Source organism: Streptomyces sp. NPDC057854 (assembly GCF_042797055.1).
Classification (GTDB): domain Bacteria; phylum Actinomycetota; class Actinomycetes; order Streptomycetales; family Streptomycetaceae; genus Streptomyces.
Genome location: NZ_JBHVMF010000002.1, coordinates 249,993 through 271,234, shown reverse-complemented (window position 1 = coordinate 271,234; position 21,242 = coordinate 249,993). Strand labels below are relative to the sequence as shown.

Annotated in this window: 15 protein-coding genes; 9 read left to right on the top strand and 6 right to left on the bottom strand. The window is 74.2% G+C overall.

Going from position 1 to position 21,242, the window contains the following annotated elements:
- Nucleotides 1-84: 84 nt before the first annotated feature.
- On the bottom strand, nucleotides 85-1,041 hold the full coding sequence (locus tag ACFVQZ_RS05525) for a helix-turn-helix transcriptional regulator (RefSeq protein ID WP_383619872.1): 957 nt from the start codon (nucleotides 1,039-1,041) through the stop codon (nucleotides 85-87).
- A 62-nt stretch (nucleotides 1,042-1,103) separates the two neighbouring features.
- Between ACFVQZ_RS05525 and ACFVQZ_RS05520 the strand changes: the two genes are divergently transcribed.
- The 4 genes from ACFVQZ_RS05520 to ACFVQZ_RS05505 all read left to right on the top strand — a co-directional run bounded on the left by ACFVQZ_RS05520 (nucleotide 1,104) and on the right by ACFVQZ_RS05505 (nucleotide 6,569).
- Nucleotides 1,104-2,666, top strand: a complete 1,563-nt coding sequence (locus ACFVQZ_RS05520; RefSeq protein ID WP_030494776.1) for an MFS transporter — start codon at nucleotides 1,104-1,106, stop codon at nucleotides 2,664-2,666.
- 215 nt (nucleotides 2,667-2,881) lie between these two features.
- On the top strand, nucleotides 2,882-3,643 hold the full coding sequence (locus ACFVQZ_RS05515; RefSeq protein ID WP_383619870.1) for a DeoR/GlpR family DNA-binding transcription regulator: 762 nt from the start codon (nucleotides 2,882-2,884) through the stop codon (nucleotides 3,641-3,643).
- A complete protein-coding gene (gene pfkB, locus ACFVQZ_RS05510; protein ID WP_030494774.1) occupies nucleotides 3,640-4,593 on the top strand; it encodes a 1-phosphofructokinase in 954 nt (317 codons plus the stop codon). Before ACFVQZ_RS05515 ends, pfkB begins: the two co-directional genes overlap by 4 nt.
- The gene (locus ACFVQZ_RS05505; protein WP_383619868.1) at nucleotides 4,590-6,569 is read left to right on the top strand and encodes a fructose-specific PTS transporter subunit EIIC; all 1,980 of its coding nucleotides are present in this window, start codon (nucleotides 4,590-4,592) and stop codon (nucleotides 6,567-6,569) included. Before pfkB ends, ACFVQZ_RS05505 begins: the two co-directional genes overlap by 4 nt.
- A 75-nt stretch (nucleotides 6,570-6,644) precedes the next feature.
- Here ACFVQZ_RS05505 and ACFVQZ_RS05500 read toward each other — a convergent pair whose 3' ends face one another.
- Nucleotides 6,645-7,403 (bottom strand): hypothetical protein, encoded by a 759-nt coding sequence (locus ACFVQZ_RS05500; RefSeq protein ID WP_383619866.1) that lies wholly within the window; start codon nucleotides 7,401-7,403, stop codon nucleotides 6,645-6,647.
- 530 nt (nucleotides 7,404-7,933) lie between these two features.
- On the opposite strand from ACFVQZ_RS05500, the gene ACFVQZ_RS05495 reads away from it, so the two are divergent.
- Complete coding sequence (locus ACFVQZ_RS05495) at nucleotides 7,934-9,013, top strand: glycosyltransferase (RefSeq protein WP_383619864.1); 1,080 nt, start codon at nucleotides 7,934-7,936, stop codon at nucleotides 9,011-9,013.
- Nucleotides 9,014-9,046: 33 nt separating this feature from the next.
- Here the strand turns inward: ACFVQZ_RS05495 and ACFVQZ_RS05490 are convergent, their stop codons facing one another.
- The 4 genes from ACFVQZ_RS05490 to ACFVQZ_RS05475 all read right to left on the bottom strand — a co-directional run bounded on the left by ACFVQZ_RS05490 (nucleotide 9,047) and on the right by ACFVQZ_RS05475 (nucleotide 13,143).
- Nucleotides 9,047-9,823: a DUF6227 family protein gene (locus ACFVQZ_RS05490; protein WP_383619863.1), complete on the bottom strand. Its 777-nt coding sequence runs from the start codon at nucleotides 9,821-9,823 to the stop codon at nucleotides 9,047-9,049.
- 151 nt (nucleotides 9,824-9,974) lie between these two features.
- Nucleotides 9,975-11,096: a P1 family peptidase gene (locus ACFVQZ_RS05485; RefSeq protein ID WP_383619861.1), complete on the bottom strand. Its 1,122-nt coding sequence runs from the start codon at nucleotides 11,094-11,096 to the stop codon at nucleotides 9,975-9,977.
- A gap of 126 nt (nucleotides 11,097-11,222) precedes the next feature.
- Nucleotides 11,223-12,401: a low temperature requirement protein A gene (locus ACFVQZ_RS05480; RefSeq protein ID WP_383619859.1), complete on the bottom strand. Its 1,179-nt coding sequence runs from the start codon at nucleotides 12,399-12,401 to the stop codon at nucleotides 11,223-11,225.
- A gap of 46 nt (nucleotides 12,402-12,447) precedes the next feature.
- The gene (locus tag ACFVQZ_RS05475) at nucleotides 12,448-13,143 is read right to left on the bottom strand and encodes a sirohydrochlorin chelatase (RefSeq protein WP_383619857.1); all 696 of its coding nucleotides are present in this window, start codon (nucleotides 13,141-13,143) and stop codon (nucleotides 12,448-12,450) included.
- A 255-nt stretch (nucleotides 13,144-13,398) separates the two neighbouring features.
- On the opposite strand from ACFVQZ_RS05475, the gene nirB reads away from it, so the two are divergent.
- The 4 genes from nirB (at nucleotide 13,399) to pflA (ending at nucleotide 21,190) form a co-directional block, all read left to right on the top strand.
- Complete coding sequence (gene nirB / locus ACFVQZ_RS05470) at nucleotides 13,399-16,161, top strand: nitrite reductase large subunit NirB (protein WP_383619855.1); 2,763 nt, start codon at nucleotides 13,399-13,401, stop codon at nucleotides 16,159-16,161.
- 293 nt (nucleotides 16,162-16,454) lie between these two features.
- Nucleotides 16,455-17,876, top strand: a complete 1,422-nt coding sequence (locus ACFVQZ_RS05465) for a NarK family nitrate/nitrite MFS transporter (protein WP_383619853.1) — start codon at nucleotides 16,455-16,457, stop codon at nucleotides 17,874-17,876.
- 169 nt (nucleotides 17,877-18,045) lie between these two features.
- Nucleotides 18,046-20,325 (top strand): formate C-acetyltransferase, encoded by a 2,280-nt coding sequence (pflB, locus tag ACFVQZ_RS05460; RefSeq protein WP_030494766.1) that lies wholly within the window; start codon nucleotides 18,046-18,048, stop codon nucleotides 20,323-20,325.
- A gap of 79 nt (nucleotides 20,326-20,404) precedes the next feature.
- Nucleotides 20,405-21,190, top strand: coding sequence for a pyruvate formate-lyase-activating protein (gene pflA, locus ACFVQZ_RS05455; protein ID WP_030494765.1), 786 nt, complete (start codon nucleotides 20,405-20,407; stop codon nucleotides 21,188-21,190).
- The last annotated feature ends 52 nt before the right edge of the window (nucleotides 21,191-21,242 follow it).

Here is a 21,242-nt window from a genome sequence, read left to right as displayed (position 1 = left end):
GGACTTCGTCCAGGGGGGACCCCCAGCCCTAGCGGAACGTATGCCCACAGCGGAACGGCGGGACGCCCGGAACGGCCGGCGGCGTCAGGTGAGGGCGGCTGTCAGGCGGGTCGTCAGGGTTTCCAGGTACGTGCGGAGGGACGTCGGCGCGTGGACGCGGAAAGGCGCGTCCATGATCGCGAAGCGGATCGCGAGCCACTCCACGGAGTCCGTGACCCGCGCCCGCAGCCGGCACGTGTCCGGCCCCGTCGCGACCGGCGCCAGGTGCGCGGGCAGGCGCGCGACGACGAACTCCGCCGGCGCGTCGAACTCGACGTCCAGGTCCACCTCCCCCTGCGCCCGCGTCATGGACCGCGCCAGGTACGCCGCCTCGTCGCCCTCCGGCAGCTCCCGCGGCGTGAAGCGCGCCCCGGTCGCGAGCGGGTCGGTGACGCGGTCGACGCGGAAGGTCCGCCAGTCCTCGCGCCCGAGGTCGTACGCGACGAGGTACCACCGCCGGCCCGTCGACACCAGCCGGTACGGCTCGACGAGCCGCTTGCTCTCCGTCCCGTCGCCCGCGCGGTAGCTGAAGCGGAGCCGTTCGCGGCCGGTGACCGCGCCCGCGAGGGCGGTGAGGGTGGAGGGCGCGACGGTCGCGCCGTCGCCGCGGGTCAGCGGGAGCGTCGCGTTCTGCAGCGTGGAGACCCGGTGCCGCAGCCGCGCCGGCAGCACCTGCTCCAGCTTGGCCAGGGCCCGTACGGACGCCTCGTCGACGCCCTCGATGGCGTGCCCGGCGCCGGCCCGGAGGCCGACGGCGATGGCGACGGCCTCCTCGTCGTCGAGGAGCAGCGGCGGCATCGCCGTCCCGGCGACGAGCCGGTAGCCGCCGACGGCGCCGCGGGTCGCCTCGACGGGATAGCCGAGGTCCCGCAGCCGGTCGATGTCGCGGCGGATGGTGCGCGAGGAGACCGCGAGGCGTTCGGCGAGCTCGCTGCCGGGCCACTCGCGCGGGGTCTGGAGGAGCGAGAGCAGATTCAGGAGTCGTGCCGGGGTGTCCGTCATGCCGACCATCATGCGGGGGAAATAGGACGCGGGCTGGCCTATACGACTCCTATGGTCCTCCTATGAGCGCACACGAGACCGAAGCCGCCACGGGGGCGGACAGCACCACCGCGGGGGACAGCAGACGCTGGATCGCCCTCGCCATCGTCATGACGGCCGCCTTCATGGACCTGGTCGACGCCACGATCGTCAACATCGCGATCCCCAGCATCGAGCACGACCTCGGCACCACGACCACCGCGATCCAGTGGATCACCGCCGGCTACGCGCTGGCCTTCGCGGCCGGTCTGATCACCGGCGGCCGGCTCGGCGACATCTACGGCCGCAAGCGGCTCTTCCTGCTCGGCACGGCCGGCTTCACCCTCGCGTCCGCGCTGTGCGGCTTCGCCGCCAGCCCGGAGATGCTGGTGGCCTCCCGCCTCCTCCAGGGTGCGGCGGCGGCGATGATGGTGCCGCAGGTGCTGTCGATCGTCCACGTCACCTTCCCGCCGCACGAGCGCGGCAAGGTCTTCGGTCTCTTCGGCGCGATCGTCGGTCTCGGCGCGGTCTCCGGACCGCTGCTCGGCGCGCTGCTCACCGAGTGGAACATCGCGGGCCTGGAGTGGCGGCCGATCTTCCTCATCAACCTGCCGGTGGGCGTGGCGGCGCTGCTCCTCGGCCGGGCGTTCATCACCGAGTCGAAGGCGCCCAAGGCGCTCCGTCTCGACCTGGTCGGCGTCGTGCTGGTGACGGCCGCGCTGCTCCTGCTGATCTACCCGCTGACCCGGGGCCGCGAGCTGGACTGGCCGCTGTGGGGCCACCTGATGATGGCGTCCAGCCCGGTCGTGTTCGGCGTCCTCGTGGCGTACGAGCGGTACAAGACGCGCAAGGACGGGTCGCCGCTGATCGAGCTGGCGCTGTTCCGCGTGCGGTCCTTCGCGGCCGGCATCGCCGTGCAGCTGTCGTTCGGCATCGTGCTCGGCATCTTCTTCCTGGTGTGGACGCTGTACATGCAGCTCGGCCTCGGCTGGAGCGCGCTGCGGGCCGGTCTGACCGGGGTGCCGTTCTCGATCGCCGTCTCCCTGGCGGCGGGCCTGTCGGTGCAGCTGCTGGTGCCGCGCTTCGGCCGCAAGGTGCTGCAGGGCGGCGCGCTGACGATGGTCGCGGGCATCCTGCTGTACTTCTTCGTGGCCGGGCGGTACGGCGCGGAGATCACGTCCTGGCAGATGGTCCCGGCGCTGGTCGTGATGGGGCTCGGCATGGGCCTGATCGTGGCGCCGCTGACCGACGCGGTGCTGTCGGAGGTCCCGAAGGAGCACGCGGGCTCGGCCTCCGGTCTCATCAACATGACCGGGCAGATGGGCAACGCGATCGGACTCGGCCTGGTGTCGGTCGTCTTCTTCGGCACCTTCGACGAGGAGCGGCTGAAGCAGGCCCCGCAGGAGATCACGACGGCGTTCACGGACGCCTTCCGCAACTCGCTCGGCTGGGCGGCGGTCGTCCTCACCGCCATCTTCCTGGTGATGTTCGCGCTCCCGGCGCGGCCGAAGCAGCACCTGGAGGGCGGCGCGGACGACGCCGTCCCGGCGGCCGGGTCGCCGTCCGGGGAGGCGGCGGGGGAGAAGGAGCCGGCGCTCACCTCCTGAAACAGTTCCTGAGACAGTCCCACCGCGCCCAGCGCATGCCCCCGAAGGGCCCCGGTCGCCGACCGGGGCCCTTCGGCGTACATCCGACGGGACCTTGGACCTCGATGCCCGTTCGTGCCCGTTTCAGTGTCCGACTGCGTTTACTTCGCGGAATCCCCGGCGTAACCTGACACTGAAACCACAGGTTCGGGCATCGAAACGGACACAGACTCACCATGTACGCACCCGAGCGACAGCAAGAGATCCTCCGGCTGGCCCGTGAGAGCGGGCGGGTCGACGTGCTCTCCCTCGCCGAGGAGTTCCAGGTCACCGCCGAGACCGTACGGCGCGACCTGAAGGCCCTCGACCGGGCCGGGCTCGTCCGGCGGGTGCACGGCGGCGCCATCCCCGCCGGCCGGCTGGACTTCGAGCCCGACCTCGCCGAGCGCGAGGGGGTGGCCGCCGACGAGAAGGACCGCATCGTCGCCGCCGCCCTGGCCGAACTGCCCGCCGAAGGCAGCGTCGTCCTCGACGCCGGCTCGACCGTCGCCCGGCTGGCCGCTGCCTTCCCGCTCGACAGCGCGCTGACCGTCGTCACCCACGCGCTGCCCGCCGCCGCCCGGCTCGCCGACCACCCCGGCATCGACCTGCACCTGGTCGGCGGGCGCGTCCGGCACCGCACCCGGGCCGCCGTCGACGCCTGGGCGCTGCGCGCGTACGGCGAGATCCGCGCCGACGTCGCCTTCGTCGGCGCGAACGGCTTCTCCGCCGCCCACGGCCTCACCACCCCCGACCTCGCCGAGGCGGCCGTGAAGCGGGCCGTCCTCGCCTCCGCCCGCCGGGTCGTCCTGCTCGCCGACTCCGCCAAGCACGGCGAGGAGCACTTCGCCCGCTTCGGCGCCCTCGCCGACGTCGACCTGCTGATCACCGACAGCGGCCTCGCCCCCGAGACCGCCGCGGCCATCGAGGCCGCCGGAACGGAAGTCGTCCGCGCATGATCCTCACCGTCACCCCGAACCCCTCCCTGGACCGCACGTACGAGGTCCCCGGCCTTGAACGCGGCGAGGTCCTGCGGGCCACCGCCGAGCGCGTCGACCCCGGCGGCAAGGGCGTCAACGTCTCCCGGGCGGTCGCCGCCGCCGGCCACCGCACCGTCGCCGTCGTGCCGCTCGGCGGCGCCCCCGGCGCCCTCGTCGCCCAGCTCCTCGCCGGGCAGGGCATCGAGGTCGCCCCGGTGCCGCTGGCCGGCCAGACCCGCTCCAACATCGCCCTCGCCGAGCCCGACGGCACCCTCACCAAGATCAACGCGCCCGGCCCGGAACTCACCGCCGAGGAGTCCGAGACGCTGCTCGCCACCGTCGGCGCCCACTCCCCGGCCGCCGCCTGGATCGCCTGCTGCGGCAGCCTCCCGCGCGGCCTCGCCCCCGAGTGGTACGCCCGGCTGGTCGCCCGCGCCCACGGCGCCGGCGCCCGGATCGCCCTCGACACCTCGGGGCCCTCGCTGCTCGCCGCCCTCACCGCCCGGCCGGACGTCGTGAAGCCCAACGCCGACGAGCTCGCCGAGGCCGTCGGCCGCCCGCTGCGGACCGTCGGCGACGCCGTGAAGGCCGCCGAGGAGGTGCGCGAGCGGGGCGCGGGCTCGGTCCTCGCCAGCCTCGGCGCCGACGGGCAGCTCCTCGTCACCGCCGCCGGCACCTGGTTCGGCTCCGCGTCCGTCCCCGCCGTCCGCTCCGACGTCGGCGCGGGCGACGCCTCCCTCGCCGGCTTCCTGGCCGCGGGCGGCGACGGACCGGAGGCGCTGGCCGCCGCCGTCGCGCACGGCGCCGCCGCCGTCCAGCTGCCCGGCAGCCAGATGCCCACCCCGGCGGACCTCGACCCGGCCGCCGTGACCGTCACCTCCGACGTACCCCTGGACACCGTCCTCAGCGAGCAAGGGAGCCCGCGATGAGCACCATGATCACCGCGGACCTGGTCGACCTCGACCTGGCCGCCGGCACCAAGGAGGCGGCGGCCCGCTCGCTCGCCGAGCGCATGGCCGCGCGGGGCCGGGTGACCGACCTGGACGGCTTCCTCGCCGACGTCGCCGCCCGCGAGGCCCAGATGCCGACCGGCCTCGACGGCGGCATCGGCATCCCGCACTGCCGCAGCGCCCACGTCACCGAGCCGACCCTCGCGTTCGGCCGCTCGGCCGCCGGCATCGACTTCGGCGCCCCCGACGGCCCGGCGGACCTCATCTTCCTGATCGCCGCCCCGGCCGGCGCCGACGACGCCCATCTGACGATCCTGTCGTCGCTCGCCCGACAGCTGATGGACGAGGGCTTCACCGGCGCGCTGCGGGCCGTGGCCTCCCCGGCGGAGGCGGCGGCGCTGATCGCGGGGGAGGAGCCGCCGCAGGCCCCCGCGGAGCCGGAGGCTCCGGAGCCGGTCGCGACCCCGGCCCCGGAGGCGCGTCCCTTCCGGATCGTCGCCGTCACCTCCTGCCCCACCGGCATCGCGCACACCTACATGGCCGCCGAGGCGCTGGAGAAGGCCGGCCGGGAGGCCGGGGTCGAGCTGGTCGTGGAGACCCAGGGCTCGGCCGGGTTCACCCGGCTCGACCCGGCGGCCGTCGCCGCGGCCGACGGCGTGATCTTCGCCCATGACGTGCCCGTACGGGAGAAGGAACGGTTCGCCGGGAAGGCGGTCGTCGACGTCGGCGTCAAGGCCGGCATCAACCGCCCCGCCGAGCTGATCGCCGAGGTGCGCGGCCGGGCCGAGCGCGGCGAGACCACCGCCCCCGCCGCGCCCACCCCCGTGGAGAAGGCCGGGGAGCCCGCCGAGGGGTACGGCACCAAGCTGCGCAAGTGGCTGATGTCCGGCGTCAGTTACATGGTGCCGTTCGTCGCCGCCGGCGGTCTGCTGATCGCCCTGGGCTTCGCGCTCGGCGGCTACGACATCGACAAGGCGCCGTCCGTCGCCGAGCACTTCGCGTGGGGGCAGCTCGACAGCTGGGCCGCGCTGCTGTTCCAGATCGGCGGGCTCGCGTTCGCCTTCCTGGTCCCGGTCCTCGCCGGCTACATCGCGTACGGCATGGCGGACCGGCCCGGTCTCGTGCCCGGCTTCGTCGGCGGCTCCATCGCGCTGACCATCGACGCGGGCTTCCTCGGCGGCCTCGCCGCCGGCCTCCTCGCGGGCGGCGCCGTCCTGGCGGTCCAGCGGGTGCGGGTGCCCGCCGCGCTGCGCGGCATCATGCCGGTGGTGGTGATCCCGCTGCTGTCGTCGATCGCCGTCGGCTTCCTGATGTTCCTGGTGATCGGCAAGCCGATCGCGGAGCTCCAGTCCGCGCTGACCGACTGGCTCTCCGGCCTCTCCGGCGCCAACGCGGTCGTCCTGGGCGTCGTCCTCGGCCTGATGATGTGCTTCGACCTCGGCGGCCCGCTGAACAAGGTGGCGTACGCCTTCGCCGTCGGCGGACTCGCCACCCCCAACGAGGGCTCCCTCAAGGTGATGGCCGCGGTGATGGCCGCCGGCATGGTCCCGCCGCTCGCGATGGCGCTCGCCACCGCCGTCCGCGGCCGGCTCTTCACGAAGACCGAGCGGGAGAACGGCAAGGCCGCGTGGGTGCTGGGCGCCTCCTTCATCACGGAGGGCGCGATCCCCTTCGCCGCCGCCGACCCGCTGCGGGTCATCCCGGCCGCGATGGCGGGCGGCGCGGTCACCGGAGCCCTGTCGATGGCCTTCGAGTGCACCCTGCGGGCCCCGCACGGCGGCGTGTTCGTCGTCCCGCTGATCGGCAACCCGTTCCTGTACCTGCTGGCGATCGTGGCGGGCGTGCTGGTGAGCGCGGCGCTGGTGATCCTGCTGAAGAGCCTGCGGAGGACCGCCCCGGAGGGCGCCGGGACCACCGCCCCGGCCGCCGACCCGACGGTGACCGTGGCCGCCTGACCGGCCCCTGGACAGGAGGGGCCGGACCGCGAGGGGCGGTGCGCACGTGCGCACCGCCCCTCGGCGTCGCTCAGGTCACTTCGGCGGGGCGCCGAGGAACCGGCCGGCGTTGTTCAGCGGCGGGGCGCCGGGGGTGGTGAGCTGGGTCCACGGCCCGAGCTCGTCCGTGGGGGTGCCGACGCAGTCGAGCTCGTCCGGCGTGCCGGGATCGATGGCGCACAGGGTCTCCCAGACCTCGCCGCCGGTGGTCAGCACCTGGACGGAGACGTTGTTCGCCTGGGAGGCGACGGAGACGGCGCACGCCGTCGCCGGGTAGCCGGGGTGCAGCACCGGGTCCGTGAGGTCGGTCCACACGAACGGGGTGACGTTCGGTTCGAGGTCCCGGATGCCGACGTAGGTGGTACCGGCGCTGAGCACGGCCTTGACCTCGCGGCTCTCGGCGGGGTTGTACGCGTCGACGTCGACGCACGGCCCGGCGGGACCGGTCGCACCCGTCGGTCCCGTGGGGCCCGTCGCACCCGTGGCTCCGGTGGCACCCGTGGCTCCCGTCGCTCCCGTGGCACCGGTCGCGCCCGTGGCTCCGGTCGCGCCCGTCGCGCCCTGGGGGCCCGTCGCGCCCGTGGGGCCCTTCGGGCCGGCCGGGCCGGTGGGGCCCTTGGGCCCGGTGGGGCCGGTGTTGCCCTTCGGGCCCTTCGGGCCGGTCGGGCCCTTGGGGCCCCTGGGTCCGGTGGGCCCGGTCGGGCCCTTGCAGCCGGTCGTCGGCACCGACGCCGTGCGCGGGTCGCCGGTGGCGGCCTCCTGCCCCGGGGACTCCGCGGCCGGGGCGTCCGGCACGCCCGGGACGGCCCGGTGCTTGCAGCCCGTCAGCGGGTTCGACGACGCCGAGTCGGCGGCCGGGGTCCGCGGCGCGCCCCACGCCGAGGCGGTCGGCGCGAAGCCGGCGAGGACGAGCGCGACCGAGGCGAGCGCGCCGCCGCCGAGCCAGACGCGCCGCCGGGGCAGCGGACCGAGCGGGGACCGGGTCTCGGATCAGGACGCATGAGGGTGCTCCTTCCTCCGCGGCGCCGCGCGGCGCCCGCCGGAGTGCCGGTGGAGGGATCCGTACGGGACCAGCGCCCGGAACCGGATCAAGGGATGAACTTCTGATCGGTTCATCGGATCGCGGCGGGTCGGGCTTGACGGCGCCGGCGCACGCTCAGCGCCCTGGCCTAGCGGCACCAGCCGAATGGACGCGTACGGGGCAGGGAACGCACCGCCCCCCGTCGGCGCGCCGCCGCCGGGCCCCCGCCGGGCCGTGCCTACCGTCGCCCTCCGACCGAACCGCGAGAAGTGGTGTTGCCATGCGGCCGTCCCTCTGCTTGTGCATGATCGTCAAGAACGAGTCCTCGGTCATCGAGCGGTGCCTCGCCTCCGTCCGCGACCTCGTGGACACCTGGGTCATCTCCGACACCGGCTCCACCGACGGCACCCAGGACCTCGTCAGGAAGGCGCTCGCGGGCATCCCGGGGGAGCTGGTGGAGGAGCCCTGGGTGGACTTCGGGCACAACCGCAGCCGGAACATCGCCCGCGCCCGCGCCCGGCTCGGCGCCGCGGGCCGGGACGCGTACCTGCTGCTCCTCGACGCCGACCACGTGCTCCGCCAGGACGGGCCGCTGCCGGAGCTGACGGCCGACGCGTACATGCTGCGCCACGAGGGCGAGGTGGAGTACCGGATCAAGCGCCTGGTGCGGGCGGACCTGCCGTGGCGGTACGAGGGCGTCACCCACGAGTACCTGACCGCCGACACCGACGACGAGCAGCGGAACCTGGACGCGCTGGTTGTCGAGGACCACGCCGACGGCGGCTCCCGGCACGACAAGTTCGAGCGGGACGCCCGGCTGCTCGGCGCCGAGCTGGTCCGCGACCCGGGCAATCCGCGGACGGTCTTCTACCTCGCCCAGACCATGCGGGACATGGGCCGCACCGGGGAGGCGATCGGGCTGTACGAGCGGCGCGCGGCCATGGGCGGCTGGGCCGAGGAGGTGTACTACGCGCTGCTCCAGGCTGGCGTGCTGGCCGCCGACGCGGGGGACTGGCCGGCCGGGCAGGACGCCCTCGTCCGCGCCCGCGAGGCGCGCCCGGAACGCCTGGAGGCGGTGTACGAACTGGCCTCGCGGCTGCGGCTGGCCGGCCGCCACCACACCGCGCACGCGCTGCTCGCGGACGCCGTCGACCGGCCGGCGCCCGCCGACGACCTGCTGTTCGTGCAGCCGTGGGTGTACCGCTGGGGGCTGCTCTTCGAGTACTCGATCACCGCCTACTGGGTCGGCGACCCCACGGCCTCGCTCGCCGCCTGCGACCGGCTCCTCGCCCTGCCCGACCTGCCCGCGCCGTACCGCGAGCAGACCCTGGCCAACCGGGAGTTCGCGGTGCGGGCGCTGGGCGGCGTGCCGGCCCAGGTCTGAACCCGGGCCGGGGGGCCGGCCGTGGGGCGGGGCTCAGACGACGCGGGAGCGGGCCTCCATCGCCCCGCGGGCCGCGGCCTCCGACTCGTACACCTCGCACATGTGCCGGCCGTCCGGGGTGGCCGTGTGCTCGACCTCCCAGAGGCTCAGCTCGGTGCCGTCGAGCAGCAGGAACTGGTGCTCGTAGAGGGTGAAGCCGGCGTCCCGGCCGCCCTCCACGGGGCAGTGGCGGCCGAAGACCTGGGTGATGTGGTGGGCGAAGGCGATCCGCAGCCGGCGGGCGGTCCGCTCACCGGGCCGGTCCTCGTTCTCCGCGCGGCGCAGGACGCGGCGGGCGTGGTCCGCCGAGTTGTCCGGCACGTACATCCGGGGCTGGGCGGGTATCGGGCGGGCCAGCAGCGCGCTCAGCGCCGTCAGGTCGTCGTCCTCGCCGAGCGGGCCGCCGTCCGCCCGCTCCACCGTCCACTCCGGCAGCGGGCCGACGGGCAGCCGGGAGGCCGCCAGCCGGGCCTCCGCCTCCTCCGCGTACAGCTCGTACTGCTCGGTGCCGTCCCGGCCCGCGTTGTGCGCGAGCTCCCACAGTACGAGCGCGCTGCCGTCGGCGAGCAGATAGGTGTGGCGGTAGGTGGAGCGGTGCAGCGAGGAGCTGTGGTGCGAGGAGTGCAGGGCGGTGGAGTGGGCGAGCGCCGTCTCCAGGCGCTCCACCGTCGTGTCGGGCAGGTCGAAGGAGTTGAGCGCCCGGCCGAGAAGCCGCTCGACGTGCGTCTCGGTCGTCTCGTACGGATCGAGGTGATCCCGCGGATCGTTCAAGAGGGTCTCCAGGCCGTCGCCGCATGTCACTTGGTGCTTGCTTAACGTAGTCCCTGGGTCCGACAACGGGGTCGGGGTTACGGAAAACGAGGGGCCGGCGGCGGAAGTTCCCGGTGTCGCGGAAGCTTCAACTCCCTTGCGGTTACCGGGATTACGGGCCGCTTGGGGGGTCGTGCGGAGCGCCGTCCGGGGGTCCGTCCGGGAGGCCGTACAGCTCCCCGTACGACGGGAAGTCGCCGCCCGGGCCGCGCAGGCCCCCGGGCGCGGCCAGCACCGCGCGGACGATCGCCCGCGTCACCAGGTCGGCGCCGGCCGCCAGGACCTCGTTCAGGGCGAGCGGCCCGGGCGCGGCCGGCAGCTCCCGGGCCCCCGTGGCGAGCGCGAAGACCGTGTCGCCGTCGTTCATCAGGTGCACCGGCCGGATCGCGCGGGCGATCCCGTCGTGCGCCGTCCCCGCCACCTTCTGCGCCTGTGGCCGCGTCAGCGCCGCGTCCGTCGCGACCACCGCCAGCGTGGTGTTCAGCGGCGGCCGGACCGACGCCGCGCGGGCCTCCGCCAGCCGCCGCGCCGCCGCCTCGTGCACCGCCCGCGACGGCCGCGCCGCCGCGCCGCCCGCGCCGCCGTCCGCGCCGTCAGGCTCGAAGAGGCCGCCGTACAGGACGCCGGTCGCCGGATCGACCGCCGCGCCGACCGCGTTCACCACCACCAGCGCCGCCACCGTGATCCCCGACGCCAGCCGCAGGCTCGCCGTCCCGACGCCGCCGCGCATCCCGCCCACGACCGCGCCCGTCCCCGCGCCCACCGCCCCCGTCGCCACGCGCGCGTGGTCGCCGGACGCGTGCGCCGCCTCCACCGCGGCCCGGCCCGTCGACGCGTCCGGCCGTGCCGTGAAGTCACCGCCCCGGCCCAGGTCGAAGACGCACGCCGCCGGCACCACCGGCACCACGTGCGTCGGATCCGGGCCCACCCGCACCCCGCGCCGGTGCTCCTCCAGCCAGGCCATCACCCCGGCCGCCGACTCCAGGCCGTACGCGCTGCCGCCCGTCAGCACGACGGCGTCGATCCGCTGCACCACGTTCCTCGGGTCCAGCGCGTCCGTCTCCCGGGTGCCCGGACCGCCGCCGCGCACGTCGACGGCCGCCACCGCGCCGCCCTCCGGCGCCAGCACCACCGTCGTCCCCGACAGCGCCCCCGGACCCGCCACGCGCGCGTGCCCCACCCGGATGCCGGGCACGTCCGTCAGACCGTCCGGAGAGAACCGCGCTGCTGTCATGTCCCCTTCCTACCGCAGAAGCCCCGCCCCGGCAGTCCCACCCCGGCAGTCCCACCCCGGCAGTCCCGCCCGGGCAGTCCCGCCCCGGCAGTCCCGCCCGGGCAGTCCCGCCCCGGCAGTCCCGCCTCAGGACCCGGCGGCCGTCCGGGTCGCCGGGTTCCGCGCCGTCAGCGTCACTCCCACCGCGACCGCCACCGCCGCCACCACCCCCGCCGCGAGCACCGCCCAGCGGCCCGCGAACGAACACAGCAGGATCGCCAGCGACGCCCCCGGCAGCACCGCCTGCTGCGCCGCCCCCACCTTGAAGTAGCGGGCGTGCATGAGCCACACCGACATCAGGAACACCGCCGTCGGGATCGTCACCGACGCCGACGCCGCCAGGGTGCCGATGTGCGCCTTGCCGACCGCCTGCTCGACCGCGATCTCCAGGCCCGCCCCGATCGCCGCCGCCGACATGAAGATCAGGAAGTGCCCGTACCCCCACAGGAAGCCCTGCCGGCTGTCCGTCAGCCGGTCGTGCGCCGGCACCACGAAGTAGACCCACCAGGCCGCGAACACGATCAGCAGCCCGCCCGCCGCGATCGGCAGCAGCTCGTTCAGGGCGTCGTTCTCCGCCACGCCCGACTTCACCGCCACCGTCGCCGCCGCCACCGACTCGCCCAGCACGATGATCGTGAACAGGCCGTACCGCTCCGCGATGTGATGCGGATGCCACGTGCTCGGCGCGTCCTTCTCCGCGAACACCGGCACCGCCAGCTCCGCCAGCGCCATCACCAGGAAGACCCACGGCACCGCCCCCTCCGGCACGAGCAGCAGCGCCAGCCAGCCCACCTGCACCGCCAGCACCCCGCCCGCGTACCGGCGGCACATCGTCCGCTCCTGCGCCGACGCCGCGTGCCGCGCCGCCCGCAGCCACTGCGACGCCAGCGCCACCCGCATCACCAGATAGCCCAGGTACACGACCAGGAAGTCGTGCTCCTCGAACGCCCGCGACACCCCCGCCGCCAGGATCAGCACGCCCGCGATCTGCACCAGCGTGACCACCCGGTACAGCACGTCGTCGTTGTCGTACGCCGACGCGAACCAGGAGAAGTTCATCCACGCCCACCAGATCGCGAAGAACACCATCGCGTAGCTCACGACACCCTCGCCCGCGTGCCCCTCCGCGACCGCGTGCACGAGCCCCACGCCCGCCTGGGCGACGGCGACCACGAAACACAGGTCGAAGAACAGCTCCAGCGGCGTGGCGGTCCGGTGCGACTCCTCGCGGGAGCGCGCGGTCAACGGCAGGAAAGGTCGCGTCATGCGCCCAGCACAGCAGAGCCGTGGCGCCGGGGCCAGGCGGGGGTCCTCACGCCACGCGGAGCGATCCGCCCTCCGGCCGCACCGCCGCCTCGTAACGGTCCGCCACCAGCCGCGCCACCGCCGGATGGTCCGCCAGCGGCGCCGCCACCGCGTACGCGCCCAGCTCCTCCAGGGAGCGGCTGAACCGGCCCGGCGCCAGCAGGTGCGCCGCGACCGCCACCCGCCGGAAACCGTCCGCACGCGCGCGTGCCACCGCGTCCGCCGGCCCCGGAGAGGAGGCCGAGCAGTACGCGACGGACACCGGCACCCGCAGCAGGCGCCGCAGCTCCTCCGCCGCCGCCAGGGTCCCGCCGTCGCCGCCCGGCCGCGACGAGCCCGCGCCCGCGACGACGACCGCGTCCGCCGGCGCGCCCGCCGCCCGCTCCGCGTCCCGCAGCCGGTCGTACAGCGCCCGCGCCACCGCCGGTTCGCCGCTCAGCCCCGGCGTCACCGGGCAGCCGTACCGCGCGGCGACCGCGGGCAGGTCCACCGACCGGTGGTACCCGTCGCCCAGCAGCAGCGGCACCACGACGGCGCCCGGACGCGCCCGGAGGACGTCCGCGAGGGACGGGGCCTGGTGGTCCAGGTGCCCGACGGTCACCGGTACGCCGGTCAGCCGCCGCACCTGCGCGGCGAGCCGCCCCGTCACGGCCCGCGCCCCCGCCACCCCGCTCCCGTGCACCCCCACCACGACCTCGCCCACCGGCCACCTCCGCTGCTCCGCGGCCCCGTGCGGGGTCCCGCCGAAGGGTGCCGGCGGCGGTGTCGTGGCGCCGCCGGCTCCTCGGGTCAGCCTACGGAGCGCCGCGCCGCGCGGACCGCGCCGTTCGGCCCCGGCCGGAGGGCCACAAGTCCCGTGCGGTCGGGCCCTTCTCGGGGCCGGCGGCCGGATCCGCGCGCCTACGGTCGAAGGCGAAGGTGCCGGGACCGGACCGGCCCCCCAGCCCCGGAGCGCCCGATGCCCCCCTCCCCGCGCCCGTCCCTCGTCCTCGTCGGCCACGGCATGGTCGGCCAGCGGCTCCTGGAGGCGCTGGCCGAGCGCGGCGCGCTGTCCGACGGCACGGCGCCCGGCTGGCGGGTCACCGTCCTCGCCGAGGAGGACGTGCCCGCGTACGACCGCGTCCACCTCTCCTCCGTCTTCACCGGCACCGCCCCCGGCGACCTCGCCCTGCCCGCCCCCGGCTTCCTCGACGCGCACGGCGTCGACCTGCGCCTCGGCGACCCGGCCGAGCAGGTCGACACCGCCGCCAGGACGGTGACGACCGCGTCCGGCGCCGTCGTCCCGTACGACGCGCTGGTGCTCGCCACCGGCTCGTACCCGTTCGTGCCGCCGATCCCCGCCGCCGACGCGCCGGGCTGCTTCACGTACCGCACCCTGGACGACGTCGCCGCGCTCACCGCGTACGCCGAACGCGCGGCGGCCGGCGTCGTGATCGGCGGCGGCCTGCTCGGCCTGGAGGCCGCGGGTGCGCTGCGTACCCTCGGACTCGCCACGCACGTCGTCGAGTTCGCGCCCCGGCTGATGCCGCTCCAGGTGGACGACGGCGGCGCGGCGGCGCTGCGGGCCACCATCGAGTCGATGGGCGTCGCCGTGCACACCGGCGTCGGCGCCACCGAGGTGGAGACCGGCCCGGACGGCCGCGTCACCGCCCTCGCCCTGTCGGACGGCACCCGGATCCCCGCCGGCCTCGTCGTCTTCTCGGCCGGCGTCCGCCCCCGGGACCAGCTGGCCCGCGAGGCGGGGCTCGCGGTCGGCGACCGCGGCGGCGTGGCCGTCGACCCGCACTGCCGCACCACCGATCCGTACGTGTACGCCGTCGGCGAGTGCGCGCAGACGGCCGACGGGCGCGTCTACGGCCTGGTCGCCCCCGGCTACCAGATGGCGGAGGCCGTCGCCGACCGGCTCGCGGGCGCCGGCACCACCGTGTTCACCGGCGCCGACACCTCCACCAAGCTGAAGCTGATGGGCGCCGACGTCGCCTCCTTCGGCGACCCGTTCGCGGAGGGCGCGGACGCCACCGAGATCGTCTTCTCGGACGGCCGCGACGGCGTCTACAAGAAGCTCCTCCTCGGCCCCGACGGGCGGCTGCTCGGCGGCATCCTCGTCGGCGACGCCGAGGCGTACGGCTCGCTGAAGCCGCACGCGGGGCGCCCGCTGCCCGCCCCGCCCGAGGCGTTCCTCCTGCCGGCCGCCGCCGGCACCACCGGCCTCCCCGGCGCCGCCGCGCTCCCCGACGACGCCGTCGTCTGCTCCTGCCACAACGTCACCAAGGGCGCGGTGAGCGCCGCGATCGCCGAGCACGGCCTCACCGACCTCGGCGGCGTCAAGCGCTGCACCAAGGCCGGCACGGGCTGCGGCGGCTGCGCCGGCACCCTCCAGGCGGTCCTCGACGCGGCCGGCGCCGAGAAGCGGCGCGGGCTGTGCGAGCACTTCCCCGACCTGACCCGCCCCGAGCTGTACGACCGGATCCGCACCGAACGCATCCGTTCCTTCACCGAGCTGATGGAACGGTACGGCGCCGGCCCCGACGCCACCGTGGCCTCCGGCTGCGCCGTCTGCAAGCCCGTCGTCGCCAACGTCCTCGGCACCCTCGCGCCCGAACTCGGCCTCCGGCACGTCCTGGACGGCGAACAGGCCGCGCTCCAGGACTCCAACGACCTCTACCTCGCCAACCTCCAGAAGGACGGCACCTACTCCGTCGTCCCCCGCGTCCCCGGCGGCGAGATCACCGCCGGACAGCTCATCGCCCTCGGCGAGGTGGCCCGCGACCACGGCCTCTACACCAAGATCACCGGCGGTCAGCGGATCGACCTCTTCGGCGCCCGCAAGGAGGACCTCCCGGCGATCTGGCGGCGCCTCCTCGCCGCCGGCCTCGAATCCGGCCAGGCGTACGGCAAGTCCCTGCGCACCGTGAAGTCGTGCGTCGGCGCCCGCTTCTGCCGCTTCGGCCAGGGCGACTCCGTGCGGCTCGCGATCGACCTGGAGCTGCGCTACCGGGGTCTGCGCGCCCCGCACAAGATCAAGGGCGGCGTCTCCGGCTGCCTGCGCGAGTGCGCCGAGGCCCGCGGCAAGGACATCGGCGTCATCGCCACCGCCGGCGGCTGGAACCTGTACGTCTGCGGCAACGGCGGCGCCACCCCCCGCCACGCCGACCTGCTCGCCCCCGACCTGTCCGCCGCCGAACTCTTCGCGCTGCTGGACCGGTTCCTCATGTACTACCTGCGGACCGGCGAGCGCCTGGAGCGCACCTCGGCCTGGCTGGAACGGCTCGGTGGCTCCGGCGCCGGCATCGCCCATCTGCGGGAGGTGCTGATCGAGGACGCGCTGGGCATCGGCGCCGAACTGGAGGCGCAGATGGAGCGGCACGTGGCCGCCTACCGCGACGAGTGGCGGGCCGTCCTCGACGACCCGGCGGCGCTGGCCCGCTTCGCGCCGCACGTGACCGGCGTGGAGTTCCTGGAGCCGGGGCGGGGCCGGGCGGCGGTGCTGCCGGACGGCACGGAGGCGGCGCTGTTCAAGGACGCGGAGGGCGCCGTGTACGCGGTCGGCAACCGGGACCCGTACTCGGGCGCCGGCGTCATCGCCGACGGCATCATGGGCCGCCGCGACGGCGTCCCCGTCGTGGCCTCCCCGATGCACAAGCAGGAGTTCGACCTGCGGACGGGCGCGTGCCTGGACGACCCGGAGGTGTCGCTCCCGCTGCTGCCGCCGTCTGCGTGACCGTAGCCGTTCTCTCTCCCCGAGCTGCCCCCGGCCCGCGCCCCCGCCGGTCCCACACCCCTTCCAGGGGCCGGCGCCGCGGCCCGGGGGCACCCCCTTCCCGCCGGCCGGCGCTCGCCGGAGGCCGACGGCCCCCGGGGCCGGGACCTAGGGCCGCCGCGGGAGCCGCCCTAGGCCCGCCCCGGGTCGCGACCATCGGCACTGACGCCACCCCGGACCCGAGGCGGAGCCTGGAAAGGCAAGGAAGAAGCCTCCAAAGGGCTCGCAAACGTCAGGGAAGTCAGGGAAGCGCCATGAGTTCCGTAGTCCACGGCAGCAGAACCACGGGCGGGTCCCCCGCCTCGTACGACACGGAGCAGTACCGCCCCGGCCGGACCGTCACGGACTGGGAGCCCGAGAACGAGCTCTTCTGGAAGTCGATCGGCCACAAGGTCGCGAACCGGAACCTGTGGATCGCCGTCCCCGCCCTCCTTGTCGCCTTCGTCGTCTGGCAGGTCTGGTCGGTCACGGCGACCAACCTGAAGGACGTCGGCTTCGGCTTTTCGACCTCGCAGCTGTTCTGGCTGACGGCGATCCCCGGCCTCACCGGCGGCACGGCCCGCATCCTCTACACCTTCCTCGGCCCGATGATCGGCCAGCGGCGGTTCACCGCCCTGTCGACGGCCGTCCTCGTCGTCCCGCTGATCTGGCTGGGCGTCGCGATCCAGGACCCGGCGACCCCGTACGGCGTGATGGTCGTCATCGCCGCCCTGTGCGGCATCGGCGGCGCCAACTTCGCGTCCTCCCTCGCCAACATCGGCTTCTTCTTCCCGAAGGCGAAGAAGGGCAGCGCGACCGGCATCAACGGCGGGCTCGGCAACCTCGGCGTCTCCGTCGTGCAGCTGCTCACCCCGATCGTCATCACCTGGTCGACGATCGCGATCGGCTCCGCCCAGCACAAGGCCGACGGCACCCCCGTGTACCTCCAGAACGCCGCCTTCCTCTGGGTCCCCGTCCTCCTCGTCCTCGCCGCCGTCGCCTGGTTCGGGCAGAACGACCTGAAGGTGGCGTCCACCCCCTTCAAGCAGCAGAAGGTCATCTTCAAGCGCAAGCACAACTGGCTGATGACCTGGCTGTACGTCGGCACCTTCGGCTCCTTCATCGGCTTCGCCGCCGCCCTGCCGATGCTGATCAAGACCACCTTCCCGGACTACTCCGTCGCCACCTACGCCTGGATGGGCCCCGCCGTGGGCGCCCTCGCCCGCTGGGGCGGCGGCTGGATCGCCGACAAGTGGGGCGGCGCCCGCGTCACCCTCCTGTCCTTCGCGGGCATGGCGCTCTCGATCGCCGGCGTCATCGCGTTCCTCCCGTCGGGCGGCGACGGCGGCGACTTCTACGGGTTCTTCCTCTGCTTCCTCGCCGCGTTCTTCTTCTCCGGGATCGGCAACGGCTCGACCTTCCGCCAGATCCCGGTGATCTTCCGCAGTACCCATCTGAAGGGCCTCACGGAAGGCACCCCGGAACACGCCGCGGCGCTTCGGCAGGCCGAAATGGAGTCGGGCGCGGTCACCGGTTTCACCTCCGCGATCGCCGCCTACGGATTCTTCTTCATCCCGGCGCTCTTCGGCTCGGTCGCCGTCACCAGCGCGATGTGGGGCTTCATCGCCTTCTACGTCAGCTGCATGATCGTGACCTGGTGGTTCTACGCCCGCAAGGGCGCCGGGGCACCCAGCTGAGACCCCGCCGGGAACCCTCCCGGAAAGGCCCCGCCGAGGCGGGGCCTTTCCGCATGCCCCGACCGGGACCTTGGGCCATGGAGAGGTGACCATTGCCGCCCGAGACGATCGATCGGAAGGAGTGCAATGGAGGTAAGCGAAAAGGCTGATTCGAGCGATCGAGAAGGCGGTGCGGGCAGTGACTGCGACCCCTGCTGAGGCAACGGTGAACGACGGCGCCTGGAAGGGCTTCAAGGGCGGGCTCTGGCGCGACGCCATCGACGTCCGCGACTTCATCCAGCAGAACTACACCCCGTACGAGGGCGACGACTCCTTCCTCGCCGGCCCCACCGAGCGGACCACCGCCGTGTGGAAGGCGATCACGGACAGGTTCCCGGAGGAGCGCGCCAAGGGCGTGTACGACGTCGCGTACGACGTCCCCTCCACCATCACCGCCCACGCCCCCGGCTGGATCGACCGCGACAAGGACCTGATCGTCGGCCTCCAGACCGACGCCCCGCTGAAGCGGGCGATCATGCCGTACGGCGGCTGGCGGATGGTCGCCGGCGCCCTGGAGACGTACGGCTACCCGGTCTCGCCGGAGCTGGAGAAGGTCTTCACCGAGTACCGCAAGACCCACAACGCCGGCGTCTTCGACGCCTACACCCCCGAGATCCGCGCCGCCCGCAAGGCCGGTGTCGTCACCGGCCTCCCCGACGCCTACGGCCGCGGCCGGATCATCGGCGACTACCGCCGCGTCGCCCTCTACGGCGTCGACCGCCTCCTCCAGGTCAAGAAGGAGGAGAAGGCCGAGCTCGACGTCCTCCCCGCCGGCGGCCGCTCCCTGGAGGAGACCATCCGGCTCCGCGAGGAACTGGCCGAGCAGATGCGGGCCCTCGGCGAACTGAAGGCCATGGCCGCCTCGTACGGCTACGACATCTCCGGCCCCGCCACCACCGGCCGCGAGGCCATCCAGTGGCTGTACTTCGCCTACCTGGCCGCCGTGAAGGAGCAGAACGGCGCCGCGATGTCGCTCGGCCGCACCTCCACCTTCGTCGACGTCTATCTCCAGCGGGACCTCGACGCCGGCCTCCTCACCGAGGAGCAGGCCCAGGAGCTCGTCGACGACTTCATCATCAAGCTCCGCATCGTCCGCTTCCTGCGCACCCCCGAGTACGACGAGCTGTTCTCCGGAGACCCGACGTGGGTCACCGAGTCGATCGCCGGCATGGGCGAGGACGGCCGCCCGCTCGTCACCAGGACGTCCTTCCGCTACCTCCAGACCCTCTACAACCTCGGCCCGGCGCCCGAGCCGAACATGACCGTCTTCTGGTCGCCGCGCCTGCCGCGGGGCTTCAAGGAGTTCTGCGCGAAGGTCTCCATCGACACCTCGTCGGTGCAGTACGAGTCCGACGAGCTGATGCGGCCGCGCTTCGGCGACGACACCGCCATCGCCTGCTGCGTCTCGGCGATGCCGGTCGGCAAGCAGATGCAGTTCTTCGGCGCCCGCGTGAACCTCGCCAAGACCCTCCTGTACGCCATCAACGGCGGCCGGGACGAGAAGTCCGGCGCCCAGGTCGGCCCCGACACCGGCGCCCTCACCTCCGAGGTCCTCGACTACGACGAGGTCATGGCGAAGTTCGACGAGCAGATGGAATGGCTCGCGAGCGTGTACGTCCACGCCCTGAACGTCATCCACTACATGCACGACAAGTACGCGTACGAGCGCCTGGAGATGGCGCTCCACGACCGCGACGTGCGCCGCACCATGGCCTGCGGCATCGCCGGCCTGTCCGTCGCCGCCGACTCGCTCGCCGCCGTCAAGTACGCGAAGGTCACCCCCGTCCGCGACGAGACCGGCCTCGCCGTCGACTACCGCGTGGAGGGCGACTACCCGGCCTACGGCAACAACGACGAGCGGGCCGACGAGATCGCCGTCTGGCTGGTCGAGGAGTTCATGCGGAAGGTCCGCAAGCACCCGACGTACCGGAACGCCGAGCACACCCAGTCCGTCCTCACCATCACCTCGAACGTCGTGTACGGCAAGAAGACCGGCAACACCCCCGACGGGCGCCGGGCCGGCGAACCGTTCTCCCCGGGCGCCAACCCGATGAACGGCCGCGACACCCACGGCTACGTCGCCTCCGCCCTGTCGGTCGCCAAGCTCCCGTACGAGGACGCCGAGGACGGCATCTCGCTCACCAACACCGTCACCCCCGACGGCCTGGGCCGCACCCCCGAGGAGCGGATCGCCAACCTGGCCGGCGTCCTCGACGGCTACATGGCCAGCGACGGCTTCCACATGAACGTCAACGTCCTCAACCGCGACGTCCTCCTGGACGCCATGGAACACCCGGAGAACCACCCCCAGCTCACCATCCGGGTCTCCGGCTACGCGGTCAACTTCGTCCGCCTCACCCGCGACCAGCAGCTCGACGTCCTGAACCGCACCTTCCACGGGACGCTCTAGCCCCTTCCCGCCCCCGGGGCCGGTGGCCCTCACCCCCCGGCCCCGGGGCGCGCCCGACTCCTCCGAAAGAGGCCCTGCCGTGTCCCGCCTCACCACCGCCCCCCTCACCCCGGCCGCCGCCGCGACCCACCGCGCCTCCGAGGGCTCGGTGCACTCCTGGGACCTGTCCACCGGGGTCGACGGGCCCGGCACCCGCTTCGTCACCTTCCTCTCCGGCTGCCCGCTGACCTGCCTCTACTGCCACAACCCGGACACGTGGCGGATGCGGAACGGCAAGCGGACCTCCGCCGACGACGTGATCGCCGAGGCGTCCAAGTACGTCCGCTTCATCTCCGCGTCCGGCGGCGGCGCCACCGTCTCCGGCGGCGAGCCGCTGCTCCAGCCCGTCTTCACCGGCGAACTGCTGCACCGCCTCAAGCACGAGCTCGGACTGCACACCGCCCTCGACACCTCCGGCTTCCTCGGCGTACGCGCCACCGACGCCCTGCTCCGCGACACCGACCTCGTCCTCCTCGACATCAAGTCCTGGGACCCGGAGACCTACCGGAAGGTCACCGGCCGGCCGCTGCGGCCCACCCTGGACTTCGCCCGCCGGCTCGCCGACCTCGGCCAGGACGTGCACGTGCGGTTCGTGCTCGTCCCCGGCCTGACCGACGACCCCGCCAACGTCGAGGGCGTCGCCGCCTTCGTCGGCGGCCTCGGCAACGTCTCCCGCGTCGACGTACTCCCCTTCCACAAGCTGGGCGAGGCCAAATGGCAGGCCCTGGACCTGCCGTTCACCCTCCACGACACCCCGTCGCCGACCCCGGAGCAGGTCGCGTCCGTCCGCGAGGTCTTCCGCGCCCACGGCCTGCACGCGGTCTGAGCGGACCCCGGGCCCGGCGGGGGCGACGCGTCCGCCTTTCAGTGGCGCAAAA